Origin of the sequence: Pseudomonas taetrolens (assembly GCF_900475285.1) — a bacterium.
GTDB classification, from domain to species: Bacteria; Pseudomonadota; Gammaproteobacteria; order Pseudomonadales; family Pseudomonadaceae; genus Aquipseudomonas; species Aquipseudomonas taetrolens.
Window position 1 is genome coordinate 3,730,095 of record NZ_LS483370.1, and the last position, 21,972, is coordinate 3,752,066.

Consider the following 21,972-nt stretch of genomic DNA (forward strand, 5'->3'; position numbering starts at 1 on the left):
AGCATGCGTTGCAACCCCTGCGCCTGACAAGGGAACACAGAAACTGCGCTCGCCCCGGGTGGAACCGTCTACGCTCAAACAGGTAAAACACGCGCAGTTCGTACCGAATCCTGCGACCCACCGACGCCTGTTCTGGCGGCGTCCAGCGAGATAAACATGAAAATACGTGAGCTCGCGCAACACTGGGAACAAACTGCCAAAGGCCGTTTGCTCGACACCGGCTATGTGGTTCGCCTGGATGTGGAAACCGCAGCCCGGCTCGCGGCGTTGTCCGAGATGTACCCCAAGCGGCACCCCGAGGAGCTGCTCGGCGAACTGATAGGGTCGGCCCTTGAAGAGCTTGAAGCGAGCTTCCCTTACATCAAGGGTACGCAGGTGGTTACAACGGATGAAGAAGGCAATCCTCTGTACGAAGACGTCGGACAAACACCCCGTTTCCTGGCCCTTTCCCGTCAGTATTTACATGATTTGACGGCCCAGGACGATAAGCCCAAGCAGTGAATTGCACCACTTCCGGCCTATGAATAATCCAATGGCTGGTGCCAGCACGCGATTTCCTCACGCTACGCCCTGCCTTGTCCGCAGGGCAATCGACTGACTGATCGGTCACGTCTGCGCCTAGGCAATCTGCCATCTTTATTTTTGAACTATTCAAAAAACGCTCGGGTCACACCCAATAACCATCACTGCTGGAGCCTGCAGTAACGCTTTGGCGTGACGTCTCAGGCAAACCTGACTGATGCCACGGTCGTGATGGAATTTGCTGTATTTCAGGAGTTACCTAATGGAGTTGAAAACCATGATGACCCGTACTGTCAAAACCACCTCACCTCGCCTGCGCGGGCTAAAACTGGCTGCGCTGGCACTCGGTACCAGCTTCGTTTTGGCCGGCTGTGCTGGCAACCCACCTTCGGAGCAGTACGCGGTTACTCAATCGGCAGTGAATAACGCCGTGAGCGCTGGCGGCACTGAATTCGCCCCTGTTGAAATGAAGTCGGCTCAAGACAAGCTGAAACAAGCGGAACTGGCCATGCACGACAAAAAGTACGACGAAGCCCGTCGTCTGTCCGAGCAAGCCGAGTGGGACGCCCGTTTGGCAGAACGCAAAGCCCAGGCTGCCAAGGCCCAAAAGGCTGTTGAGGATGCGCAGAAAGCCGTACAGGAATTGCGTCAGGAAGGCATGCGTAGCGTGAAATAAACGCTCCCCCTTCTGACCGCTTCTGGCGACACCGCATTCCTAATCGATAGAAAGGACACATATTATGCGCAACCAAGTACTGATCCCTGCCCTGTTGGCTCTGAGCGTTGGCCTGGCGGCTTGCTCATCGACGCCGAACCCTAACCTGGAAAATGCCAAGACCAATTTCTCGGCTCTGCAGAGCAACCCGGAAGCCACCAAGGTGGCTGCACTGGAAACCAAGGACGCCAGTGAATGGCTGGATAAAGCTGAAAAGGCTTACCTGAATAAAGAAGATGAATCCAAAGTTGATCAGTTAGCTTATCTGACCAACCAGCGTGTTGAAGTGGCCAAGCAAACCATTGCTTTGCGCACTGCTGAAGCCAATCTGAAGAACTCGGCAGCGTCCCGTGCCCAGGCATTGCTCGATGCACGCGACGCCCAGATCAAGCAACTGCAAGGCATGAACGCCAAGCAGACCGAACGCGGCACACTGGTAACATTCGGCGATGTGCTGTTCCAGTTCGGCCGCTCCGACCTGCAACCCAACGGCATGCGCAACATCAACACCCTGGCTGATTACCTGGTCCAGAACCCTGACCGCAAGGTGATCGTTGAGGGTTACACCGACAGCGTCGGCTCAGCTTCATTCAACCAGACGCTGTCTGAGCGTCGTGCGGCATCAGTGCGTAATGCACTGGTTCGCAAAGGCGTCGACCCTACCCGTATCGTGGTTCAGGGTTATGGCAAGGAATACCCGGTTGCCAGCAACGCCACCGACTCGGGCCGCGCCCAAAACCGTCGCGTTGAGGTGACCATCTCCAACGACAACCAACCTGTAGCACCGCGCTCATCGATGCAGTAAGCCGATAAGCGTTAACTAAAAAGCCCCGCCTGAGTGATCAGGCGGGGCTTTTTGCTTGAGCGTGAATATCCTTTGCCGCGACAGCCTCGCGCTGACAGGATCCAGCAGGCGTTACTGTTCCAGCTTCGGTGTTTCCTGGCCCATGCAACGTACTGCTTGTTTTTTGTTGTTCACCAGTACACCGGTCAGGCCTTTTTGCTCGGTGTCGAACAGCACGACGATGCCATCAATGCACTGGGCCACTTCGTTGGCAGGTTTCAGCGAAACCTTGTAATCCTCGCCGGGAATGGTCTTGAGCATGGTGAAATCGTTAAGCAACAGCGCATCTTCGGGCTTGGCAAAGTGCAGGTAGCCGTAATACCACAGGCAACCCACGGTGCCGAGGATGGTACAAATGCCCGTGATGATCAGCGGGATGGCGTTACGTTCTTCACTCATGGTCGGTTCTCGGGTTCAACATCAGGATTAAAGTGGGTCGTGACATTCGGGCCGTCAGGGTAGTTGGCGATCTCGCCCAGGCGTCGCACGCCGTTGAAATGTTCCGGGTCATCCAGGTAACGCAGCATCACCTGGCGCCAGACAGGGTCGGCAAATGTCTGGACGTGCCCACCGCGCGTCAGTTGCAGCACTTTGGGCGGCGGCGCTGCCTGGTACAGGCGGATGCCATTGGACAGCGGCACAATCGGGTCGTCCAGGCTGTGGAACACCAGCATCGGCACATCGGCCATACCGGGCATCGCATTAACCGCACTGTCGGCATCGGGTACCAGCCAGGACAACGGTACCTGCAACGGCCAGGTCAGCCAGGACGTGCTCAAGGCAAATTGCCCCACCTCGCGATAGCTTGCCGGAACGCCGTCGAGCACCATGGCTTTGAGCCGCGCCTTTTGCGCCGGGTGTTCGCTCAAGTAATGAACCCCCACGGCTCCTCCCAGACTTTGCCCCAGCACAATCAGCGGCAGGCCCTGGACCTGCGGTTGATCCTGCAACCAGTCAAAGGCAGCGGCAATATCCAGATAAACGCCCGGCAGGCTCGGGGAGCCCTGCGACAGTCCATAGCCCCGGTAATCGAACATCAGCACTTGGTACCCCTGTTCAGGCAGCCAGGCAGTCGCCCCCAAGTGGTAAGCCAGGTTGCCACCGTTGCCATGCAGATGCAGCACCGTGCCTTTGAGCGGCACGCCTTTTTTGGCCGGCAGCCACCAGCCGTGCAAGCGCGTACCGTCGGCAGCCGTCAATGCGACATCACGGTACTCCAGCCCCGCCGCCGTCGGCGTGATTGGCTGGCCTTTCTCGGGATAGAACAGCAACGAACTGCATCCGCCAAGGGCCAGCAGCAGACAGAGTGCAGCCAGGATTTTCATCGAATGAGGTACCTGAAACAGTTAGGTAGCCGCTGCTGACAGCGAAAGGTCCGCAGGATTCAGAGAGGGTCACTGCGCTACTCGTCACCGTCTGCAGCAGCGGCTACAGGGCTGGGCATGTTTACAAAATGTTCGAGTAGTCCGCTTCGATCCGGTCCAGGCTCAAATGATTGAGGAAGTTGGAGAAGCACATCCAGGCGGCCAGGGCATTCATGTCACGGAACTGCTCGGGCAGGTATTTGGGCGCGACAACCAGTCCTTCATCAACCAGCTGGCGCAGGGTACGCATGTCTTCCAGCGTAGTTTTGCCACAGAACAGCAACGGCACTTGTTCCAGCTTGCCTTTGCGCACGGCCAGCTGAATATAGTTGTAAACCATGATGAAGCCCTTGAGATAGGACAAGTCTTTGGTAAACGGCAAGCCATTGGGCACCGATCCACGAAAAACCCGGCTCGCGTTGCCATAGCTTTCCGGCATCTCGAAGCCCTGCTCACGGAAAAACTCATACACCTGCATAAAATCCGCGCCCTCTTCCACCATGTGGATGGCACGGGTGCGATTGGTCAACTTGCGCAGGCGGCTCGGATAGGACGCGAAGGTGATGATCTCCATCAAAATCGCCAGGCCTTCCTGGGTGACGGTCGACGATGGCGGCCCCTTGGACAGGAAGGTACAGATCGGCTGATTTTGCCCGTTGAGCGTCGTGCCCACGTGTACCAGCCCCTCGTGGACTTCCAGCGCCCGCACGTCTCGATGGTTGAACATGGCATCGGTGCGGATCTTGATGTAGTCGGCACCCGCTGCCGCGTCCGCGACAATACCGTCCGACTCGAACACCCTGATGGTTTCTTCGGCCTCGCCAAATACCTTGTTCAAGCGGCTTTGCAGCAAGCTGACCGCATCTTTGGCGGTCAGGGTCTTGGCTTCGTCCTTGAGATCGCCACGCCCGTCGATATTGTCCAGGTAATCGGACATCATCAGCCCCAGATCGGCCAGCGTCGGATCACCCGCATGGAAGGCATCCGATGCCGCACCATACAGTTCCTGGGAGATCAGCCCGAAATCTTCGGTGCCACGCGCTTCCAGCATGCGCACCACCATCCGGTATTCTTTGCACATGCGGCGCATGATCTGCCCGACCGGGTTGAACTGGCCCAGTTGACGCGTGATATCACGCTCGATGTTCTGGAACTCCAGCTTCACCGCACCCGAATCAAAGGCCAGCGGACGCCCCAGATAGTAATCACGTGTAACCGCAGGCATTTCCTTGCCCTTGGCCTTGAGAAAGCCCTGCCGGATGCTGTCATCCCATTTCACCGCATCCAGCACGCGGATCGGTGTCTGGGCCTGCACGATACGGTCTGACAACATGCGGATCGTGCGTTGGTAATCGTCCACCCGGTGCTCCTTGAATAGGCGTGAAAAGCAGTGCTACTGGGTCACGCGCTGATAGCGGGCAACTTCAACAAATACATCGGAGTTGGCCGGGTCATCCAGATAGGCAAAAACCCCGGTCGCCGGGCTGTTGACCACCACTGTGCTGCCATCACCGGTTTCAACCACGTCACCGCTCAAGTTCGACTGGGCGATGGCTTGCTTGATTTGTTCGAGGTCCAGCTCGTAGATCACCAGCTCGTTTTTATCGGTCAGTTCAAAACCGGCCAACACATAATTGCCGCCCTTGCTGGCAGGAACTTGCGCCGACGCATACCAGCGGATGCCGTGACGGGTCACGGTAAATGGATGGGCTTCACGTTCTTTGGGCTTGGCCTTAGGGTAGCTCACGGCGGTGTAGCGGTTTTTTCCATCCGAGCGGATGATCAGATTTTGGGCTTCGCCCCAGGCATCCTTGCTGCTCCAGGTACCCAGCAAGCCTTTCGGGGCAGCCTGGGTCTCCGGCAAGGGCTCAGTGAATGTCACCAGGCAGCCGTTCAACAGCAACATGGCCAGAGCCATGATCATTACGCGCCAAGCTTTCATGCCTGCATCCTTCTTATAGAGCGGCCAGCACCAAGTGCATGTAGCGCGTAAGAATACCCAGCCGGTCGTCATCCGCCACCGATTGCGCGCCATTAAGTAAGCCCTGATATTCCATCCGACCGATTATCGCCGTCAAGACATTGGCATCCTGCTGCGGTTGTTTGGAACCCAGCACCTGAAATATCTGACACGCACCCTGCCATAAAATTTGCTCATGGGAACGGACTAATACAGCCAGCCGCGGATTATGCAGCGCCGCCTGATGGAAAGCCTGCTCAGCCATCAGGTGTTCACGGCGCGTGAGCAACTGATGTTGCACATAGTCCGCGGCCATATGCGCGATTTCATCGGCCAGCAGTCCGCGCGATCCAGCACTGCCATCACCATAGGCCACCAGCTCTCGCAGCTTGCCCTCGGTATTGAGCCATAACTTGGCCATGAACGCGGCGCTGCGTTCGACGTACTGGGCAAACGTGTCATTGAGCAGGTCATCGATGTCTTTGAAGTAATAGGTGGTTGCCGACAACGGCACCGCGGCTTCGGCCGCCACTGCACGGTGACGGACACCGCGTATCCCGTCCCGCACCACGATACGCATCGCCGCATCGAGAATCTGCTGGCGGCGCTGTTCGCTGCCATGCCGACTGGCCTTGCGCCCCTGATACTGAACACTTTCAGCCACCGCCGCGGCGACACCTGCCGCCCCCTCCTGAGCTCTGGACCGGTTCACGAAACACTCCTTTGTTTAGAACTACGATGAACACTTTGTCGTCGCTGCCGGAGATTGCATAAAGAGCCTGTTTCAAGCCCGATCGCAGCCTTCGGCGGCAGCCACCCAAAAACAGCATGTACCAGACAATAAAAAGCCGCCTGGAATGGCGGCTTTTTATTTCGCATCGTTACGCTTCAGGGCGCATGTGCGGGAACAGGATCACATCGCGAATCGACGGTGAGTCGGTCAGCAACATCACCAGGCGATCGATACCGATACCTTCACCGGCAGTCGGCGGCATGCCGTATTCCAGTGCACGGACGAAGTCAGCGTCGTAGTGCATGGCTTCATCATCGCCCGCATCCTTATCGGCAACCTGAGCCATGAAACGCTCGGCCTGATCTTCGGCATCATTGAGCTCGGAGTAGGCATTGGCGATCTCACGACCACCGATGAACAGCTCGAAGCGGTCGGTGACGTTAGGGTTCTCGTCGTTACGACGGGCCAGTGGCGATACTTCGAACGGGTACTCGGTAATGAAGTGCGGCTGTTCCAGCTTGTGCTCGACCAGTTCTTCAAAAATCATCACCTGCAGCTTGCCCAGACCTTCGAAGCCCAGCACCTTGGCGCCGGCTTTCTTGGCGATGGCACGAGCCTTGTCGATGTCCTGCAGATCGGCAGCGGTCAGTTCCGGGTTGTACTTGAGGATCGAGTCAAACACCGACAGACGCACGAACGGTTCGCCAAAGTGGAATACCTTGTCGCCGTACGGCACGTCGGTAGACCCCAGAACCAACTGAGCCAGTTCACGGAACAGCTCCTCGGTCAGGTCCATGTTGTCTTCGTAGTCGGCGTACGCCTGGTAGAACTCAAGCATGGTGAATTCTGGGTTGTGACGAGTCGAAACGCCTTCGTTACGGAAGTTGCGGTTGATCTCGAACACCTTTTCGAAACCACCGACCACCAGACGCTTGAGGTACAACTCAGGTGCGATACGCAAGAACATTTCCATGTCCAGCGCATTGTGGTGAGTTTCAAACGGCTTGGCCGCAGCACCGCCCGGAATGGTTTGCAGCATCGGTGTTTCAACTTCCAGGAAGTCGCGCTGCATCAGGAAGTTGCGGATGTGGGCGATCACTTGCGAACGCACACGGAAAGTGTGGCGCACTTCTTCGTTAACGATCAGGTCAACGTAACGCTGGCGATAGCGCTGCTCGGTGTCGGTCAGGCCGTGGTGCTTGTCCGGTAGCGGACGCAGGGATTTGGTCAGCAGTCGCACGTTGGTCATTTCAACGTACAGGTCGCCTTTGCCGGAACGGGCCAGGGTGCCTTCGGCGGCAATGATGTCGCCCAGGTCCCAGGTTTTCACGGCAGCCAGGGTTTCTTCCGGCAGGGTTTTGCGGTTGACGTAGACCTGGATGCGACCGGTCATGTCCTGAATCACCATGAACGAGCCACGGTTAAGCATGATGCGACCCGCAACCTTGACCGGAATTGCGGCTTCAGCCAGCTCTTCCTTGGTCTTGTCGGCATACTGCTTCTGCAGATCCGCGCAGTAGTTATCGCGACGGAAATCATTCGGGAAGGCATTACCCTTGGCGCGCTCGGCTGCAAGTTTTTCCTTGCGCAGTGCGATCAGGGCGTTTTCTTCCTGTTGCAGGTCTTGCGGGTCGGGTTGTTGGTCGCTCATGTCTTAAAAAATTCCATCACAGGTTCGTTGCCCCCGCCTTGCGGCAGGGGGAAGCGGGCTTTGGCGCGCCCTTGAGGCATCGCGTCAGCTGCGCACTTTACGGTTGTTACACGACTTACAGCCCTTGCTTCAGGCTGGCTACCAGGTATTCGTCGATATCGCCGTCGAGCACTTTGTCGCAATCGCTGCGCTCGATGTTGGTACGCAAATCCTTGATACGCGAAGCGTCGAGTACGTACGAGCGGATCTGGTGTCCCCAGCCGATGTCCGACTTGGTGTCTTCCAGGGCCTGGGAGGCAGCATTGCGCTTCTGCACTTCCTGCTCGTAAAGACGCGCCCGCAGCATTTTCATCGCGGTGTCTTTGTTCGCGTGCTGCGAACGTTCGTTCTGGCAGCTCACCACGGTGTTGGTCGGTACGTGAGTGATACGCACGGCCGAGTCGGTGGTGTTTACGTGCTGACCACCCGCACCGGAGGAACGATAGGTATCGATCCGCAGGTCTGACGGGTTGATGTCGATCTCGATGTTGTCGTCGATCTCTGGCGAAACGAAGACTGCCGAGAACGAAGTATGACGACGGTTGCCCGAATCGTAAGGGCTTTTACGTACCAGACGATGGACGCCAATCTCGGTGCGTAACCAGCCAAATGCGTATTCGCCTTTGATGTGCACGGTCGCGCCTTTGATCCCGGCCACTTCACCGGCAGACAGTTCCATGATGGTGGCATCGAAGCCGCGCTTGTCGGCCCAGCGCAAATACATCCGCAACAGGATATTGGCCCAGTCTTGCGCTTCGGTACCGCCGGAGCCTGCCTGAATGTCCAGGTAAGCGTTGTTGGCGTCCATCTCACCGCTGAACATGCGGCGGAACTCGAGTTTTTCAAGGGCTTCGCGCAGACGCTCGACTTCAGCCGCCACGTCATCCACGGCAGCCTGGTCTTCTTCCTCGGCAGACATCAGCAGCAGGTCCTTGGCATCGGCCAGGCCTGTGTGCATCTCATCCAGGGTTTCGACGATCTGCGCCAGCAGGGAGCGCTCGCGCCCCAGCTCCTGGGCATAGGAAGGGTTGTTCCAGACACTCGGATCTTCAAGCTCGCGATTGACTTCAGTCAGACGCTCATGCTTTTGATCGTAGTCAAAGATACCCCCGAATGGTTTCGGAGCGCTCTGACAGGTCCTTGATGCTATTAAGGATCGGGTTGATTTCCATGGCTGGCAGCACTCGTAGGCGATTTTTACAAAGCCGGGGAGTATACCGTAAACACAACGTATCAGCAGCCCGTCCGGCGGGGTTATGAGGCGGTTTCGGGCTGTTTTTTTTCTGTGGCCGCGGATCCGATACGAGGCGGTATCAGGTACCTTGGAGGCTCAGGATTTACCCTCGCGGCGCAATCGGACGCGGCCTCGCTTCACTCGACCGCTGCTACCAAGAACCAGTCCCCCTATCGCACAAACGCCATTCGTAGCCGCTGACGAGCAGAGCAATGCCGCGTCCGGCGCTAAAGCCCGGTGTGCATGCACCCAGGATCAGAGGTGATTCTGTAGCCGCTGCCGAAGGCTGCGCTGAAGTGCCCTGCTTTGAAGGTCCTTCGGCCTTTTTCGCAGCCTGCGGCAGCGGCTGCAGAGGGCATTCGTAGCCGCGTTACTCAACTCCCACCTGGTTGCGCCCGTTGTTTTTGGCCAGGTACAGCCCCTTGTCGGCCGCCAGGATCAATTCGCGACAATTACTGCTTTGTTGCGGGACCAGGGTGGCCAGGCCGATGCTGATGGTCAGGCGGTTTCCGGCAGTCGGTGAGATGTGGGGGATTTTCAGGACCTCGACAGCCTGGCGAAGTTTTTCTGCCACCAGCCGGGCTCCCCCCTGGGAAGTATTGGGCAGGACAATGGCAAACTCTTCACCCCCGTAACGGGCCGGCAAATCTGAAGGCCGGCTACAGGCATCGCGAATGGCCGCTGCCACCTTGCGCAGCGCCTCGTCTCCGTCGAGATGACCAAAGCTGTCGTTGTATGACTTGAAATAATCGACATCGATCATCAGCAGCGACAGCTGGGTTTGCTCACGTATGGCACGCCGCCATTCCAGCTCCAGGTACTCATCGAAGTGACGACGGTTGGAGAGACCAGTCAGGCCGTCGGAGTTCATCAGCCGTTGCAGCACCAGATTGGTGTCCAGCAACTGCTGCTGGCTGACACGCAACGCGCGGTATGCCGCGTCACGCTGCAACAGCGTCATGTATGAACGCGAGTGATAGCGGATGCGTGCCACCAGCTCGATGTTATCCGGCAGCTTCACCAGATAATCGTTGGCACCTGCCGAAAAGGCCGCACTTTTGATCAACGGATCCTCTTTGGTGGAGAGCACGATGATAGGAATATCGTGGGTAGCCGGGTGATTGCGGTATTCACGCACCAACGTCAGGCCGTCAAGCCCCGGCATGACCAGGTCTTGCAGGATCACCGTCGGCTTGATCCGAATAGCCTGGGCAATTGCTTCGTGGGGATCGGCACAAAAATGAAAATCGATGTTCTGCTCAAGCGCCAACCCGCGACGCACGGCTTCACCGATCATGGCCTGATCATCTACCAGCAACACCATGGCGGCGTTTTCGTCAGTTTTAACGTCGTCCAACTGCAACTTGTTCATGCGCGTTCACCTGAATTACTGCCTTCAAGCCAGTTCTGCGGGGGCTTATTCATCATTTGACGAATACCTCCAGCAAGCGTGGCGCGATCTTGTCCAAGGGGCGGATTTCAACCGCTGCATCAATAGCGGCTGCCGCTTTGGGCATGCCAAATACCGAGCTGCTGAACTGATCCTGAGCGATAGTCAGAAAACCTTGCTGGCGCATGAGTTTGAGGCCTTGAGCCCCGTCACGGCCCATGCCGGTCAACAATACCCCCACCGCATCGCCATTCCAGTACCTGGCAACGCTCTCAAAAAACACATCTATTGAAGGTCGATAAATCTCGTCCACAGGCTCGGCGGTGTAAGCCAGCGTGCCGTTTTTCAATAAGCGGATGTGATGGTTGGTACCGGCCAGGAGCACCGTTCCGGCCTGCGGGGTTTCACCGTCCCGCGCCAAACGCACATTCAGCCCGCACGAGCTGCTTAACCATTCAGCCATGCCGGCAGCAAACACCTGGTCGACGTGCTGAACCAACACAATGGCCGCGCTGAACTCACGGGGCAATCCCTTGAGCAATACTTCGAGAGCGGCCGGACCGCCCGCCGAAGAACCGATAACCACCAACCTTTTTCTTAACCCCTGCAGACGTGGCGACCCCATCACCGACTGAACCCGCTTGTCCCCCTGCCCCATCAACCACCCAATGTTGAGAATCTTGCGCAATAGCGGGGCAGCCGCCTCCCTGGCATTGCCGGCACCCAGCGCGGGGGTATCGACCACATCCAGCGCACCGAAGCCCATGGCTTCAAATACGCGATGGACGTTTTGCTCGCGATCAACCGTGACAATCACGATGGCACACGGGCTTTCGGCCATGATCCGGCGCGTGGCTTCGACGCCATCCATGACGGGCATGATCAAGTCCATCAAAATCAGGTCCGGTGTCAGTTCGGCGCATTGCCGAACCGCCTCTTCGCCATTGCTGGCAACCCAGACCACTTCATGGGCAGGCTCAAAGGCGAGCGCCCGACGCAAGGCTTCAACCGCCATGGGCATATCGTTGACGATCGCGATTTTCATGATTGCGCTCCTCCGATGAGCTCAACCACCGCATCAAGCAGGGCATCATCATGGAAACTGGCTTTCGCTAAATAGTAGTCGGCTCCGGCATCGAGGCCGCGCCGACGGTCTTCTTCCCGATCCTTATAAGACACCACCATCACAGGCATCGATTGCAATCGGTTATCACGACGTAACAGCGTTACCAGTTCAATACCGTCCATGCGTGGCATATCGATGTCCGTGATCAACAAATCGAAATGCTCGGCGCGCAAGACGTTCCAACCGTCCATACCGTCAACCGCCACCGCGACTTCATAACCCCGGTTGATCAAGAGCTTGCGCTGCAACTCACGCACGGTCAGCGAATCATCCACCACCAGAATACGTTTTCGGGCCAGCTCTGCCGTGTGCCGATTACGCCGGTCGATACGCTCCAGGCGTCCGGTATTCAGCAATTTGTCGACGGATCGCAGCATGTCTTCCACGTCAACAATCAGCACCGCAGCCCCATCATCGAGCAAGGCACCTGCTGAAATGTCCTGCACCTTGCCCAATCGGGGATCGAGGGGCAGTACCACCAGCGTGCGTTCGCCTATAAAGCGCTCCACCGCCACCCCATACACCGCATCACGTTCGCGGATAACCACCACTTTGAGGGTTTCATCTTCGCTCTGACTTGGAGGGCGCTGCAGCAACTGGCTTGCCGCAACCAGCCCCACGTGCCGCCCTTCGTGCCAGAAGTGCTGACGCCCTTCGAGCTGCACAATTTCTTCAGGGCGCAAGTCGCACATGCGTTCGATATGCGCCAGTGGGAACGCGTAGGCTTCGTCTGCGACTTCAACCACCAGACTGCGCACCACCGACAATGTCAGCGGTACTTCCAGATGGAAGCGACTACCCCGACCAGAGGTCTGCTCCAGCACAATGGCCCCGCGCAGCAAACGTACCATGTGCTGCACGGCGTCCAGCCCGACGCCCCGCCCGGAGAGCTCAGTCACGGTATCGCGCAGGCTGAAACCGGGTAAAAACAGAAAGCTCAACAGCTCTTCTTCACTCAACTGCGCCGCCGTCGCTGCCGTCGACAACTGACGCTCGACAATGATCTGACGCAAGCGCTCAAGGTCAACACCCGCGCCATCATCGCTCAGTTCCAGAACCAGCAAGCCCGCTTGATGCGAGACATGCAAGCGAATCACCCCTTCGCCGGGCTTGCCCGCCAGCAGCCGCTGCTCAGGGGATTCGATACCGTGATCAACCGCATTGCGCAGCAAGTGAGTCAGTGGTGCTTCAAGCTTTTCCAGCACATCGCGATCGACCTGGGTTTTTTCACCTTCAATTTCCAGGCGGATCTGCTTGCCCAAGGTCCTCCCCAAATCGCGCACCATGCGCTCCTGCCCCACCAGCACGTCGGCAAACGGCCGCATGCGACAAGCCAGCGCGGTGTCGTAAAGCAACTGCGCACGCTGACCCGCGTGCCAGCCAAACTCATCCAGCTCAGCGGTCTGCTCGCTGAGCAAATGCTGCGACTCGGCCATTATCCTCCGCGCATCGGCCAATGCCTCTTGCGTTTCATGGCCCAGCCCCGCGTGCTTGAGTTGCTCGCTTAGAGTGTCCAGCGCACGCAGGCCGCTACTTTGCATCCGCTTAAGACGTTGCAAGGCCGCCAGGTAAGGTTTGAGACGCTGGGTCTCCACCAGCGATTTACTGGACAGATCGAGCAGGCTGTTGAGACGCTCCGCTGTCACCCGCAATACCCGCTCACCGCCTTCAGTCCGGCGCGGAGTCCGACGAGCAGGCTCCGAAATCACTTCGGGCTCGATCCTCTGCACAGGCTCGGGGTCAATTACAGGTGCCGCCGGCTCTGACGTCATCAATAAATGAGAGACATCAAATGCGGGCGATGCAACCCGTGTACTGCTGGTTGAAGGATCCAACAGCCGCTCCATCAGCGCCACATAGGCTTCAATGTCGGCCGGCCCCACATTGGCACTCCCCGGGGTGGCAATGCGCATCAATAAATCCGTGCCTTGCAGCAAGGCATCAATATGCTCGTGCTGCAGGTACAAGCGTCCTTCCTGGGCGCAGACCAGGCAGTCTTCCATCACATGAGAGACGCTGACTCCGGCCTCGACCCCCACAATCCGCGCAGCGCCCTTGAGCGAATGCGCTGCACGCATACAGGCTTCCAGCTGGTCTGCCTGAGTCGGATTTCGTTCCAGTGCCAACAAGCCGGCATTCAAGACCTGGGTTTGTGCTTCAGCCTCAAGACTGAACAGCTCCAGTAACGAGGCATCACGCATTTGCTCGGGGGTCATGTCAGGCTCCGGGTAATGGCACTCAGCAGCTGCTCTTCGTCCAGCCAGCGCAAGCTGCGGTCTTTCCACTGCAGTACACCCCGGGTGTACTTGCCACTGACATGCTCGCCGGAGTTCGAGGCCGTGCTCAACGTACGCTCTTCTATGGCATGGATGCCGTCCACTTCATCTACCGGCAGCACCACCGGACCGCCATGGGCCGCCACAATCAGCATGCGCGGCATCACCCGTCGGGCACTGGTCACGGTCACCGTAGGGTCCAGCCCCAACAATTCCACCAGAGACAAGCACGGCACCAGTGCGCCTCGTACATTGGCCACACCCAGCAAGGCCCGCGAGCGCTGGTGAGGCAGCGAATGGATCGACTGTGTCGGCGAGACTTCATCCAGACAACCCGTCACCAAGCCCAGCCATTCCCCCCCAAGACGAAAGATCATCAGCGAACGCGTCGCGACTTTTTGCGCCAGGCTCTCCGGGGCGTAGAACGCGTGATGCTCTTGCTCAAATGAATAACGGTCCAGCAAACGTGTCGCAGCAGCCGAATACACAGCGCAATTGCGACAATGGATATGTTGCGCCAGTAATGGACAGGACTTGTCGCCATAGATACCGATTCGGTTCCAGCAATCGTCAATGGCTTGTGCTTCGGTATGGATCAAGCTCTGGGCTGTTAAACCGCTCATTGTTTACGCTCGCTGTGAACGGAGCGCCCGTTACGGGCTGCACGCGCCTGCAAACGCTGGGCGCCGGCAATATCGCCCCGGGAGGCCAATAACGCAGCCAGATGCGCCAGCGCTTCTGAATGCTGGGGTTCCAGGTACAGAGCCTTGCGATAAAACTCCTGGGCCTGGGCCGTCTGCCCTTCGACATCACTTAGCAGGCCCAACCAGTAAAAAGCCTGTGCGTGTGGGCCATGCTGCTGCAGACACTGTTCGCAGAGCGCACGGGCTTCACGACTCTTGCCCTGATTGGCAAGGACGGCAATTTGTTCAAGCAACGCGACAGGTTGAGCGATAGCCGACGGTGCGCTCGCCCACACCTGGGTCTTCGGGCGAGGCGCGAAAGGCCGGGCAGTCACAGGTGCCGGACGTATCAACGGTCTGGGTTCAGCCAGCACCGCTGGAGGTGCAGACACCGGCTCGCGATTGTGGCAAAAGGCAAATGACTGCGGTGCGCCCATCGAACGCATGCCCAACCTGACGAGCAGGCTACCCTCTGCCGGACCGATAAACAGCACACCGTCTTCGCGGGTCAAACACTTCAGCACCGCCAGTGCTTGCTGCTGGGTTTTAAGATCGAAATAAATCAGCAGATTGCGACAAAACACAATGTCATAAGGGACGTGGCTGGACACTAGCGTGGGATCCAGCAAATTGCCCGTGTGAAAGCTGACCTGCTCGCATACCTGGCTCGCCAACTGGTAGCCGTCATGCTCAAGGGTGAAGTAACGCTCGCGAAAACCGGTTTCCTGGCCGCGAAAAGAGTTTTTTCCATACAGTGCACCCTGCGCACGCTGCACCGAGAGCGGACTGATATCCAGCGCATCAACCTTGAAGTGATGAGCCGCCAGACCGGCATCGAACAACGCCATGGCAATCGAATAAGGCTCTTCACCGGTCGAGCATGGCAGGCTCAGAATACGCAGCGTACGCTGGCTGGCCATTTCAGCCAGTCGCTCCCGGGCCAGTCGCCCCAGTGTCACAAAGGATTCCGGATAACGAAAAAACCAGGTTTCCGGCACGATCACCGATTCGATCAGGGCCTGCTGCTCATCCTGTGAGCTAAGCAGACGCTGCCAATAGTCTTCGTGCGTGGCCATGTGCAGCGCAGTGCATCGCTGGCGCACCGCGCGTTCGATGATGGCCGGGCCGACCGAGGCCACATCCAGACCGATACGCTGTTTCAGGTAATCGAAGAAACGTTGATCGGCACTCATGCAGGCTCCTGCTCAGATACAGCGTCAGGGCCCAAGGGGAAGAGCAAGGCACGCACAGCAGGACTCAGCAGGTCGACGACCTCAACCCACTGCAGCAGCCCCTTCTCGTCTTTTCGGACCGGCCCCAGATAAGGCGCATCGCGGTTGTCGACACCATGCGGCTGGAAATCGGCCGGATCACAACGCACGGTATCGCTTGCCTGCTCGAGTATCAGCCCGAGCAACCGCTCACCGTAGTTGACCAGCACCAATCGGGTGCTGGTCCGGGCAACGGCCGGATTGCCGAAGGCCATGGCACTGATATCAATCACCGGTACGATTTGCCCGCGGTGCTCGAATACACCGGCCACCCACACGGGAGCCTGCGCGATCGGCTTGAGCGGCAGGCGCGGCAAAATCTCAACCACATCGGTGGCAGGCAATGCAAAACGCTCATCGCCGATATAAAACACCAGAAACAGACGGTGTTTCGACAGCGCCGCGCCCGGATGCTTTGCTAAAGGTGTGCTCATCAGACTTTGAAGCGCGAAACGCCGCTGCGCAGCCCAACTGCAACCTGACTGAGTTCGTCGATTGCAAAGCTGGCCTGGCGCAAGGACTCGACGGTCTGACTGCTGGCATCGCCCAACTGCACCAGCGCATGATTAATCTGCTCAGCGCCCGTGGCCTGAGCCTGCATGCCTTCATTGACCATCAGCACGCGCGGGGCCAAGGCCTGCACCTGATGGATAATCTGCGACAGCTGCTCGCCCACTTGCTGCACCTCGGACATGCCGCGACGGACTTCTTCAGAGTACTTGTCCATGCCCATCACGCCAGCGGAAACCGCCGACTGGATTTCACGCACCATCTGCTCGATATCATAGGTAGCCACGGCTGTCTGGTCGGCCAGGCGCCGCACCTCAGTGGCAACGACCGCAAAACCGCGGCCGTACTCACCGGCTTTTTCCGCTTCAATGGCAGCATTCAGCGACAGCAGGTTGGTCTGGTCGGCGACTTTAACGATGGTTACCACCACCTGATTAATGTTGCTGGCCTTTTCATTGAGAATCGCCAGTTTGGCGTTCACCAGGTCGGCGGCCCCCATCACCGAATGCATGGTTTCTTCCATTCGGGCCAGACCTTGCTGACCGGAGCCGGCCAATATCGAAGCCTGATCGGCCGCCGAGGTCACCTCAGTCATGGTGCGCACCAGATCACGGGACGTGGCAGCAATCTCGCGGGAGGTTGCACCGATTTCAGTGGTGGTGGCTGCAGTCTCTGTCGCGGTGGCTTGTTGCTGTTTGGACGTGGCTGCAATTTCAGTCACCGATGTCGTGACCTGCACCGAAGAGCGCTGGGCCTGAGACACCAGAGAAGTCAGCTCCGTCATCATGTCGTTGAAGCCGGTTTCAACGGCGCCAAATTCGTCTTTGCGTTCCAGGTTCAAGCGCCGGCTCAGATCACCGGAGCGCATGACCTCGAGGATTGAAACAATACGCTGCATCGGTGACATGATCGCCCGCAGCAACAACAAGCCACACAGCCCCGCCGCAATCACGGCAAGGACCAGCGAAACCAGCATGCTGACCTTGGCCGCAAGCACCGAATCAGCAATGGCATTCGTCGCTTGCACAGCCGACTGGCGATTGGCATCGATCACATTATTGAGTTGCTTGCGCCCTGCCATCCAGGTCACGGCCAATTGCTCGGCAACCATATCACTGGCCTGGTCGAATTCTTTGTTCTGATAAAGCTCAAGCACCTTCGCCAGTACCTGGTCATATTCTTTATGAAGACGCTCGAAGTCCTCAAAAGAGCTGCGATCATCCTGCTCGTAGATAGTACTGCGATAATTCTCCAGCTCTTGTTTCAAACGCTCTTCATAACTGGCATACAACTGGCGATCCTCGCTGGTCAGCTCACGCCGGTTGCTGGAACCCACCAATTGCAGGGTCAATACATAGCTGTCAACCCAGGCACTGCGCATCATCGAACTGTAATGGACGCCGGGAATCGAATCATTTCGCACGGCCTCTTCGCTGCTCTCGATCGAGAGCAAACGCGAGTAGGCCACTACCACCATCAGCAACATAATGGCGATGATTACCGCAAAGCTTGCCAATATGCGTTGGCGCAACGTCCAGTTCTTCACAGTCGATCCTCGGAGCCATTCAAATGAGGGGCAGTATATCGGAGGGGCTGTGAGGATACGCAGTGTCGTTGCGACCGCTCTCACAGTAATTAGTGAAAAGAATTACAGCAAAATCAGAGCATAGTTAAAGCCGATTATGCCGCAGAGGCGAATTGCTGCCACGAATCCTGTGAAAGCCGGAATCACCCGCTTCCACAGGACGATCATGAGGTCATAGCGCTGCTTGTTTGACCTGTGATTCAAGCTCGGCCTTGAGACCAGGATCCAGCTTCAGCTGTTTGGCCAACTCATCCAGGTATGCCCGTTCCATAAAGTGTTCTTCGTCCACCAGGATCAGGCTGGCGATATACATTTCAGCTGCGATCTCAGGGGTACTGGCCGCACTTGCCACTTCCGCCGGGTCCAGCGGTTTGTTCAGTTCTGTCCTCAGCCATTGCTGCAAGGCAGGGTCGCCATTGAGTTTGCTGAGTTCACCGTCGATCAACTGACGCTCCCGCTCGTCCACATGACCATCGGCCTTGGCCGCTGCCACCAGCGCCTTGATAATCGCCTGACCATGCTGCTCGACTTGTTGCGGCGCAACACGATCAATGGTCTGCGGCTCAGTTTGCGGTGCCTTGCCCTGATTCGCTTGCCAATTGCCATAGGCTTTGTAGGCCAGCACGCCAAGCGCCGCCAACCCGCCGTAGGTCAGGGCCTGACCGCCATATTTACGGGCACTCTTGTTGCCCAGCAACATTCCCAGCGCACTGGCAGCCAAAGCCCCGCCACCCGCCCCCGACAGCAAACCACCCAACCCGCCGGAACCACCCAGCAGGCCACCCAGACCACCTTTATCAGCACCGGAGGCGGAGCCTTGCGTGCCCTTTTTATCCTGCAACATTTGTTGGCCGGACTTGAGTAACTGATCGAGCAATCCACGGGTATTCATAAGCTGCCTCCAGAAATCAGGTTCAGAAAGGAAACCCGCCTGAATGGCGGGTCAAAAACACGTACTGCCTTCAATTCATTCCCGCAAATCCGACTCATGGATGGGTTGGTCGCGGTGAGTTGCACGCTGATATTGTGCAGGCCAGATCGCCTTCTTGCCGCCCAAATCATCATCAGCGTGCAACGGCCAATACGGATCACGCAACAGCTCGCGCGCCAACAGGATCAAATTTGCCTGGCCGGTGCGCAGAATATGCTCGGCCTGGGCTGCCTCGGTGATCATGCCCACGGTACCTGTGGCGATACCCGCCTCTTTGCGTACACGCTCGGCAAACCGTGTTTGGTAACCCGGCCCGACCGGGATCTCGGCATTGGCTGCCGTGCCCCCCGAGGACACATCGATCAGATCAACCCCCAGCGCCTTGAGCCGTCGCGCCAGTTCCACGGTTTCGTCAGGGTTCCAGCCATCCTCAACCCAATCCGTGGCTGATAGTCGCACAAAAACCGGAAGCTCTTTTGGCCACACTTCGCGTACAGCCTCGGTAACTTGCAACACCAACCGCACACGGTTCTCGAAGGAGCCACCATACTGGTCGCGCCGTTGATTGCTCAAGGGCGAAAGAAACTGGTGCAGCAAGTAGCCGTGGGCCGCATGGACTTCAACCACCGAGAAGCCTGCTTTCAAGGCCCGCTTGGCAGCGGCAACAAACGCTTGAATAACCCCGTTGATCTGGGCTTCGTCCAGTTGCACCGGCGCCGTGTGGTTAGGGTCGAAGGCGATGGGAGAAGGCCCGACCGGCACCCAGCCGCCCTCTTCAACCGTGACGCTGCCGTGCTTGCCCAGCCAGGGCCGATAAGTACTGGCCTTGCGTCCGGCATGGGCCAGCTGAATGCCTGCCACGGCGCCCTGGGCCGTGATGAAGCGGGTGATGCGCTGCAGGGGCTCAATCTGCTCGTCACTCCACAATCCGAGGTCTTGGGCGGTGATCCGTCCTTCAGGTACGACTGCAGTAGCCTCCGTGAAGATCAGCCCTGCGCCGCCCACTGCGCGACTGCCCAGATGAACCAAATGCCAGTCATTGGCCAGGCCATCAACGCTGGAGTACTGGCACATCGGCGAGACCGCGATGCGATTAAGAAGGGTCAGTTTTCGCAGGGTATAGGGTTCAAGCAACAGACTCATGGGTCACCTCTAATTCCAGTGGGTAGGCTCCAGGCCAGTTCTAAGAGCCTAGTCGACAACACTGGACGAGGTGGGAAAACCCTGTGGGCGCCGCCACAGGATGTGACGGGTTGCACAGCAACCTGCTAGTTGAATGGAAAGCTAAGGCCATGCGGCCCTTGTCGCTACCTGCGCCAGCGGTTACAGAGATGATGTAGCGCGTAATCTGTAGCAGCGGACGAGTAGAACGAGGCCGCGGCCTACTGCGCAGCAGCGTATCTACCGGGCACGCAAGGCCAAGGCGTTATCGCGGCTCGATATGAGCGATCATCAGTTGCACGGTTTCATTACCACGAAACTCGTTGAGGTCGAGTTTGTACGCCAGTTCGACCCAGCGAATGGTCGGATTCGGCCATACATCCCGGTCAATCCCGAATGCGATGCCATCGAGTTTCACGCTGCCACACTCGGTTTTGAGCACGACTTTCAAATGCCGCTCGCCAACGATCCGTTGCTCGACCAACTGGAATACGCCATGAAACAACGGTTCGGGAAAGTGCTGCCCCCAAGGCCCGGCGTTACGCAGTGCCCGGGCCAGTTCGAGATGAAACTCCTCCACCGCCAGGCTGCCATCGGACAACATGCGCCCCGTCAGGTCGTCTTCACGCAACTGACGCCGGACTTCGGCATCGAACGCCTGACTGAACAGAGGGAAATTTGCCTCGGGCAAGGTCAGGCCCGCCGCCATTGCATGGCCGCCGTACTTGCTGATCAACTCCGGGTGCTGTGCCGCCACCACGCTGAGCGCATCACGAATATGAAAGCCCGGCACCGAGCGCCCTGAGCCTTTGAGCATGCCGTCACCGGCATCAGCAAACGCGAACGTCGGCCGGAAGTAACGCTCTTTGAGGCGTGAAGCCAGAATGCCGATCACCCCCTGGTGCCATTGCGGGTCGAACAGGCACAAACCAAACGGCAGGTTATCGACCGTCAGGTCCTTGAGCTGGGCCAGCGCCTCACGCTGCATGCCTTGCTCGATGGATTTACGGTCCTGGTTCATCTCATCGAGCTGCACCGCCATGTCGCGCGCAGCGTTGGCGTCATCGGTGAGCAGGCATTCAATGCCCAGGCTCATGTCATCCAGACGCCCGGCGGCGTTAAGGCGCGGGCCGAGAATAAACCCCAGATCGGTCGAAGTAATGCGCGTGTGGTCTCGCTTGGCCACTTCGAGAATGGCCTTGAGCCCGGGGCGCGCACGCCCGGCACGAATGCGCTCCAGGCCCTGATGCACCAGGATCCGGTTGTTGGCATCGAGCGGCACCACGTCCGCCACGCTGCCCAATGCCACCAGGTCCAGCAACTCGGCAATATTCGGTGCCTTGCTGTTTTGATACCAGCCCAGGCTGTTCAAGCGGGCCCGCAACGCGATCAGGACATAAAAAATCACCCCTACGCCCGCCAATGCCTTGCTTGGAAACTCGCAGCCGGGCTGGTTCGGATTGACGATGGCATCGGCCGCCGGCAGCTCGCTGCCGGGCAAGTGGTGGTCGGTGACCAGAACACTCAAACCCGCTTTTTTGGCCGCCGCCACCCCTTCAATACTGGAGATACCGTTGTCGACCGTAATCAGCAGTTGCGGGGTACGGGTCAGCGCGACCTCGACGATTTCCGGGGTCAGGCCGTAGCCGTACTCAAATCGGTTCGGCACCAGGTAATCGACATGAGCCGCCCCCAGCAGACGCAGACCGAGCATCCCGACGGTACTGGCCGTTGCCCCATCCGCGTCGAAGTCACCGACGATCAGGATGCGCTGGCGCTGCTCAAGCGCCACCACCAGTAGATCCACCGCGGCATCGATCCCCTTGAGCTGCTGATACGGAATCAGCCGCGCCAGACTCTTGTCCAGCTCCGCTTGCGACTGGACGCCACGCGCTGCGTAAAGGCGTGTCAGCAGGGTCGGCATTTCGCCCAGGAAAGGCAGGATTTCAGGCAGTGGACGAGGTTCGATGCGCATAA

20 protein-coding genes are annotated in these 21,972 nt (G+C 58.1%); 3 read left to right on the forward strand and 17 right to left on the reverse strand.

Translation table 11 applies throughout. The annotated features are described in order from the left end of the window. Nucleotides 1–156 precede the first annotated feature (156 nt). The 3 genes from DQN55_RS17230 (at nt 157) to DQN55_RS17240 (ending at nt 2,042) form a co-directional block, all read left to right on the forward strand. On the forward strand, nt 157–501 hold the full coding sequence (locus DQN55_RS17230; RefSeq protein ID WP_048378807.1) for a hypothetical protein: 345 nt from the start codon (nt 157–159) through the stop codon (nt 499–501). A 283-nt stretch (nt 502–784) separates the two neighbouring features. Further along, entirely contained in the window at nt 785–1,198 is a 414-nt protein-coding gene (locus tag DQN55_RS17235) for a DUF4398 domain-containing protein (protein ID WP_048378805.1), read from the forward strand. Between the two features lie 64 nt (nt 1,199–1,262). Continuing rightward, on the forward strand, nt 1,263–2,042 hold the full coding sequence (locus DQN55_RS17240) for a lipotoxin F family OmpA-related protein LptF (protein WP_048378803.1): 780 nt from the start codon (nt 1,263–1,265) through the stop codon (nt 2,040–2,042). Between the two features lie 111 nt (nt 2,043–2,153). Here the strand turns inward: DQN55_RS17240 and DQN55_RS17245 are convergent, their stop codons facing one another. From DQN55_RS17245 to recJ, 17 genes are all read right to left on the reverse strand, one after another. Further along, complete coding sequence (locus DQN55_RS17245; protein WP_048378801.1) at nt 2,154–2,480, reverse strand: hypothetical protein; 327 nt, start codon at nt 2,478–2,480, stop codon at nt 2,154–2,156. Beyond that, nucleotides 2,477–3,406 (reverse strand): alpha/beta hydrolase, encoded by a 930-nt coding sequence (locus tag DQN55_RS17250; protein WP_048378799.1) that lies wholly within the window; start codon nt 3,404–3,406, stop codon nt 2,477–2,479. Before DQN55_RS17250 ends, DQN55_RS17245 begins: the two co-directional genes overlap by 4 nt. 121 nt (nt 3,407–3,527) lie before the next feature. Continuing rightward, nucleotides 3,528–4,778 carry a flavohemoglobin expression-modulating QEGLA motif protein gene (locus DQN55_RS17255; protein WP_172601064.1) on the reverse strand — a complete coding sequence of 417 codons (1,251 nt, stop codon included), beginning with the start codon at nt 4,776–4,778 and terminating at the stop codon, nt 3,528–3,530. A 60-nt stretch (nt 4,779–4,838) separates the two neighbouring features. Beyond that, nucleotides 4,839–5,387: a hypothetical protein gene (locus tag DQN55_RS17260; RefSeq protein ID WP_048378795.1), complete on the reverse strand. Its 549-nt coding sequence runs from the start codon at nt 5,385–5,387 to the stop codon at nt 4,839–4,841. A gap of 13 nt (nt 5,388–5,400) precedes the next feature. After that, on the reverse strand, nt 5,401–6,117 hold the full coding sequence (locus DQN55_RS17265; protein ID WP_048378793.1) for a TetR/AcrR family transcriptional regulator: 717 nt from the start codon (nt 6,115–6,117) through the stop codon (nt 5,401–5,403). 169 nt (nt 6,118–6,286) lie between these two features. Then, entirely contained in the window at nt 6,287–7,789 is a 1,503-nt protein-coding gene (gene lysS / locus DQN55_RS17270) for a lysine--tRNA ligase (protein ID WP_048378791.1), read from the reverse strand. A gap of 115 nt (nt 7,790–7,904) precedes the next feature. After that, nucleotides 7,905–9,000 (reverse strand): peptide chain release factor 2 gene (gene prfB, locus DQN55_RS17275; protein ID WP_111724335.1). Its coding sequence is split into 2 segments (ribosomal slippage): nt 7,905–8,927 and nt 8,929–9,000, totalling 1,095 coding nucleotides; the frame shifts between segments, so codons are not numbered across the junction. 432 nt (nt 9,001–9,432) lie between these two features. Then, nucleotides 9,433–10,434 carry a response regulator gene (locus tag DQN55_RS17280; RefSeq protein WP_048378786.1) on the reverse strand — a complete coding sequence of 334 codons (1,002 nt, stop codon included), beginning with the start codon at nt 10,432–10,434 and terminating at the stop codon, nt 9,433–9,435. Nucleotides 10,435–10,486: 52 nt separating this feature from the next. Then, nucleotides 10,487–11,497: a chemotaxis response regulator protein-glutamate methylesterase gene (cheB, locus tag DQN55_RS17285; RefSeq protein WP_048378784.1), complete on the reverse strand. Its 1,011-nt coding sequence runs from the start codon at nt 11,495–11,497 to the stop codon at nt 10,487–10,489. Further along, nucleotides 11,494–13,794 (reverse strand): hybrid sensor histidine kinase/response regulator, encoded by a 2,301-nt coding sequence (locus tag DQN55_RS17290; RefSeq protein ID WP_048378782.1) that lies wholly within the window; start codon nt 13,792–13,794, stop codon nt 11,494–11,496. The genes cheB and DQN55_RS17290 overlap by 4 nt, the downstream gene beginning before the upstream one ends. Further along, the gene (locus tag DQN55_RS17295; RefSeq protein WP_048378780.1) at nt 13,791–14,477 is read right to left on the reverse strand and encodes a chemotaxis protein CheW; all 687 of its coding nucleotides are present in this window, start codon (nt 14,475–14,477) and stop codon (nt 13,791–13,793) included. Before DQN55_RS17295 ends, DQN55_RS17290 begins: the two co-directional genes overlap by 4 nt. Next, nucleotides 14,474–15,730: a CheR family methyltransferase gene (locus DQN55_RS17300; protein WP_048378778.1), complete on the reverse strand. Its 1,257-nt coding sequence runs from the start codon at nt 15,728–15,730 to the stop codon at nt 14,474–14,476. Before DQN55_RS17300 ends, DQN55_RS17295 begins: the two co-directional genes overlap by 4 nt. After that, nucleotides 15,727–16,242, reverse strand: coding sequence for a chemotaxis protein CheW (locus DQN55_RS17305; RefSeq protein WP_048378777.1), 516 nt, complete (start codon nt 16,240–16,242; stop codon nt 15,727–15,729). Before DQN55_RS17305 ends, DQN55_RS17300 begins: the two co-directional genes overlap by 4 nt. Continuing rightward, complete coding sequence (locus tag DQN55_RS17310) at nt 16,242–17,864, reverse strand: methyl-accepting chemotaxis protein (RefSeq protein ID WP_048378774.1); 1,623 nt, start codon at nt 17,862–17,864, stop codon at nt 16,242–16,244. Before DQN55_RS17310 ends, DQN55_RS17305 begins: the two co-directional genes overlap by 1 nt. 211 nt (nt 17,865–18,075) lie before the next feature. Beyond that, on the reverse strand, nt 18,076–18,795 hold the full coding sequence (locus DQN55_RS17315) for a tellurite resistance TerB family protein (RefSeq protein ID WP_048378772.1): 720 nt from the start codon (nt 18,793–18,795) through the stop codon (nt 18,076–18,078). 75 nt (nt 18,796–18,870) lie between these two features. Next, nucleotides 18,871–19,977, reverse strand: a complete 1,107-nt coding sequence (locus DQN55_RS17320; RefSeq protein WP_048378770.1) for an NADH:flavin oxidoreductase/NADH oxidase — start codon at nt 19,975–19,977, stop codon at nt 18,871–18,873. Between the two features lie 283 nt (nt 19,978–20,260). Beyond that, entirely contained in the window at nt 20,261–21,970 is a 1,710-nt protein-coding gene (gene recJ / locus DQN55_RS17325) for a single-stranded-DNA-specific exonuclease RecJ (RefSeq protein ID WP_048378768.1), read from the reverse strand. Nucleotides 21,971–21,972: the final 2 nt, after the last annotated feature.